The organism is Streptomyces sp. NPDC058964, assembly GCF_042741275.1.
Lineage (GTDB): Bacteria > Actinomycetota > Actinomycetes > Streptomycetales > Streptomycetaceae > Streptomyces.
In genome coordinates, this window is sequence record NZ_JBHYKH010000073.1 from 10901 (window position 1) to 14355 (window position 3455).

At 71.0% G+C, this 3455-nt stretch carries 4 protein-coding genes; 1 reads left to right on the plus strand and 3 read right to left on the minus strand.

Translation table 11 applies throughout. The annotated features are described in order from the left end of the window. Window positions 1-41: 41 nt before the first annotated feature. The 3 genes from ACFW2E_RS12470 to ACFW2E_RS12480 form a co-directional block, all read right to left on the minus strand. On the minus strand, window positions 42-263 hold the full coding sequence (locus ACFW2E_RS12470) for a helix-turn-helix domain-containing protein (RefSeq protein ID WP_384465484.1): 222 nt from the start codon (window positions 261-263) through the stop codon (window positions 42-44). Window positions 264-377: 114 nt separating this feature from the next. Further along, window positions 378-1289, minus strand: a complete 912-nt coding sequence (locus ACFW2E_RS12475; RefSeq protein WP_384465487.1) for a hypothetical protein — start codon at window positions 1287-1289, stop codon at window positions 378-380. 5 nt (window positions 1290-1294) lie between these two features. Continuing rightward, window positions 1295-1639 carry a hypothetical protein gene (locus ACFW2E_RS12480; protein ID WP_384465490.1) on the minus strand — a complete coding sequence of 115 codons (345 nt, stop codon included), beginning with the start codon at window positions 1637-1639 and terminating at the stop codon, window positions 1295-1297. Between the two features lie 41 nt (window positions 1640-1680). Here ACFW2E_RS12480 and ACFW2E_RS12485 point away from each other — a divergent pair. Beyond that, window positions 1681-3455: tetratricopeptide repeat protein (locus tag ACFW2E_RS12485; RefSeq protein ID WP_384465493.1), on the plus strand; the 1775-nt coding region annotated here is incomplete at its 3' end.

Genomic DNA, 3455 nt, shown 5'->3' on the forward strand with positions numbered 1-3455 from the left:
TGGTCTTTCCGCGCGAGCGGTTCGCGGGTGTCCACCACCACCTACCCCCCCCCCCGCCCCCGCCGCGCGCGCGCCCCCCCCCCGTCCAGCCGCTCGGCGAGGAAGCGCCGCCGCCACTTGCGGAGGGTGGCCGCACTCACACGCAGATCCCGGGCGACCGCGACAATCGGCGGCACCCCCGGCCCCGCACACGCCGGCACGATCCGCGCCCGCAGGGCCAGCGCCTGGGTCGATGTCGCCCGACGCGTCCACCGCTCCAACACCGCCCACTCGTCACCGTCAGCAGCAACCGTTCAGACTTCGGGCCCCGACGAGGTACTGACTCACCAGCAGCAGAAGTGCCACAACTACTAACGATCAACTACTGGCGCTGGACACTAGCGGCCCTTCCGCACGAGGTCGGTGATGCGCTCGCCCTCGCCGATCGTGAGCGGACCGGTCTCCTCCGTGGGATCGCCGACCCCCAGGGCGGCCGCCAGCGTACGGCCGTGCAGGTCGAGGACGGCCTCGGTCAGGGTAGTGAAATCGGCTACGGCGGTGCGGGCGCGGACCCAGCCAGTGAGGCCGATGCCCGCGGCGACCAGCACAGCAGGCCACCACACCACGGTGAGCAGAAGGTAGGGCACGGCCCAGGTCCCAGTGGCGACCGCGGCGGCGAACGCCGAGTGCGCGGCGATGAGTTCGGCACGTGCGGGGTCGGGGAGAACCAGCCAGAGCCTCGCCCAGCCGTAGGTCAGGTCGAGTCCGTAGCGGTGGTACGCGATCGACTCCACCGCGTGGATCCGGTCGCCCATCCAGGTCGGCCTGCCCGGTTCAGCCATGGCCAGCCGGGTGAGGCGGTCGGCCACCGTGTCGATGAGGTCCTGCTGCTCGCGGGTGCGTGTGCCCGGGCTTACGCGTTCGAGCGTCCGGCGCTCCTCGACGAGCCTGTGCCACCGCGCACGCCGGCGCGCCGTCCGCGTCAGCGCGACCGGGCCGAGAAGGCGGGGCCATTGCCCCAGCCAGACGCACCGGGTGACTCCGGCCATCGCCTGCACGACGAAGCCCACACCAGCGGCGGCCGCCAGCACGACTGCGACGAGTAGTGCCTGTGCTCCGGCTGGCAGGTCCGCGACCGTGACGGCGGCGTCCTCGGTCCGCCGGGTCAACAGCGGGACGTTCCACGCCTCTGCATGGCCAAGCCTGACGGACAGCCATATCGTGCCCAGGAAGAACGCACCGGGCAGTACGAGCAGGCTGATCCACCGATCGGCCAAGGTCTTGGCCAACTGCTCGAAGAAACCACCCACTTGCGCTACCTCCGCTCCATGAGCCGGCCCAAGACGGCGCAGTGTGGGATCGCCCCCGCAGGGAGTGGTACCGCCGTCCGGTCGCAGGCGCCGTCGGGGCAGCGGAAGGTCTCCTGACGGGCGGTGCCCGGCCCGGCTCCCGGCAGTCCCGTCGCGAGCGTCCGCAGGGTGGTCTCACGATCGGTGTTGAGCAACTGGCCCAGCAGGGTGAGCAACGGGCGCCGGGCCCGCGCCTCGACCACGATCCGTTCCAGCAGTTCCTGACGTTCCGTGGAGTGGAGCCTGGTCTCGCCGATCAGCGCGTCGAACTCCTGGCACAGCGTGGTCAGGGCCGATCGTTCGGCGTCCACCCGCTCCCCCTTCCCTCGGTCGGCCGATAGTCTCACGGGCGATGTCCTCCGACCACCGGCCCGATCCGGATCTCCTGAACCAGCAAGCGGTCGACCTGTTGGACCAGGCCATCCGGTCCGGTGACACGGTCCTGATGGGGACCTGTGTCGCCTTGTTCCAGGGCGTCGTCGCCATGACACCGGAGCACCACCCGCACCGCGCCACCCGCCTGCACAACATCGCCGAAGCCCACCGCGTGCGGTACGCGCTGACGGGACAAGTGCACGACGCCGACCGGGCGGTCGACATCGGGCGGCAGGCCGTCGCCGCCATCCAGGACGGCGACCCGAACACCGCGCTGATCCTGTCCAACGTCAGTGCAGCCCACCTCCTGCGGTTCCAGGGGGTCGGGCGCCCGAACGACCTGGACTGGGCCATCCAGCTTGCGCAGCAGGCGGTAGTCGCGACCGGCACCGGCCCGAACACGGCGACATACCTGTCCAATCTCGCCGCGGGTTACCTGCTGCGGTTCCAGGAGACCGGGCAGGTCGCGGACCTGGACCTCGCCATCGCCACAGGTGAGCGCGCGATGGCCGCCACCCCCGCCCATTCCCCCAACCGGTCGACAATCCTTAGCACCCTCGGTACCGCCCACTGGGCGCGCTTCGAACGGGCCGGCCATCCGGCGGACCTCGACCGTGCCATCGACACGGGGGAGCAGGCGGTCGCCGCCGACACCGGCGACCCGAACCGAGTGAATGCCTTGTCCAACCTCGCCGTCGCCTACCTCGACCGGTTCCGGCGGACCGGGAGCCTAACCGACCTGAACCGGGCCATCGACCAGCTCGAACACGCGGTGGCCGCCACCCCGGACGACGCTCCCGACCTCGCCGCCCGCCTGTCCAACCTCGGCATCGCGTATCGGGCGCGGTTCGATCGGCTGGGGGATGTGGCGGACCTGGACCGGATCATCGACCGCCTCGGTCGTGCGGTCGCCGCGACGCCCCGTGGTCACCGCCGGTTCGCAACGTTCCGGTCCAACCTCGGTCTCGCGTACGGGGCTCGGTTCGATCGGCTGGGGGACGTGGCCGATCTGGACACGGCCGTCACACATCACGAACAGGCCGTCGCCGCCACGCCCACCGGCCACCCGGATCATGGGCCCCGCCTGTCCAACCTCGGTGCCGCATACCTCGCGCGATTCGACCGGAACGGAAACCCCGTCGACATGCATCGGGCGGTCGAGAGCCTTCAAGGAGCGGTCGCCGCCGTGCCCGCCGATCACCCACTCCGCGCGACCGCCCTGAACAACCTTGCGGCGGCCCTGCGGGGGCGATTCGATCGGCTGGGAGACGTGGCCGATCTGGACCGGGCCGTCACACATCACGAACAGGCCGTGGTCGCCACGCCCACCGACCACCCGGATGTCGCACACCACCTGTCGAACCTCTGCCTCGCCTACTGGTCCAGGTTCGCCCGCACCGGGGAGGCGTCCGACATGGATGCGGCCATCGACGCCGGGCGACGCGCGGTGGCCGCCACGCCGGACGACCATCCGGACCGTGCGATGCGCCTGAACAACCTCGGCACTGCATTCCAGCAACGGTTCGGGCACAACGGCAGCCTGGACGACCTGAACCAGTCACTGGCGCATCACGAACAGGCCGTGGCCGCCACACCGGCCGACCACCCGGGCCGGGCAATGTACCTGAACAACCTCGCGATCGCGTACCAGGAGCGGTCCCAGAGCAACCCCCCCGGGCACCAAATAGACCGCGCCGTTTATCCCGCGCGCCAGGCCGCCGCCGGCACCCCCCCCGTCCCACCCCCCCCGGC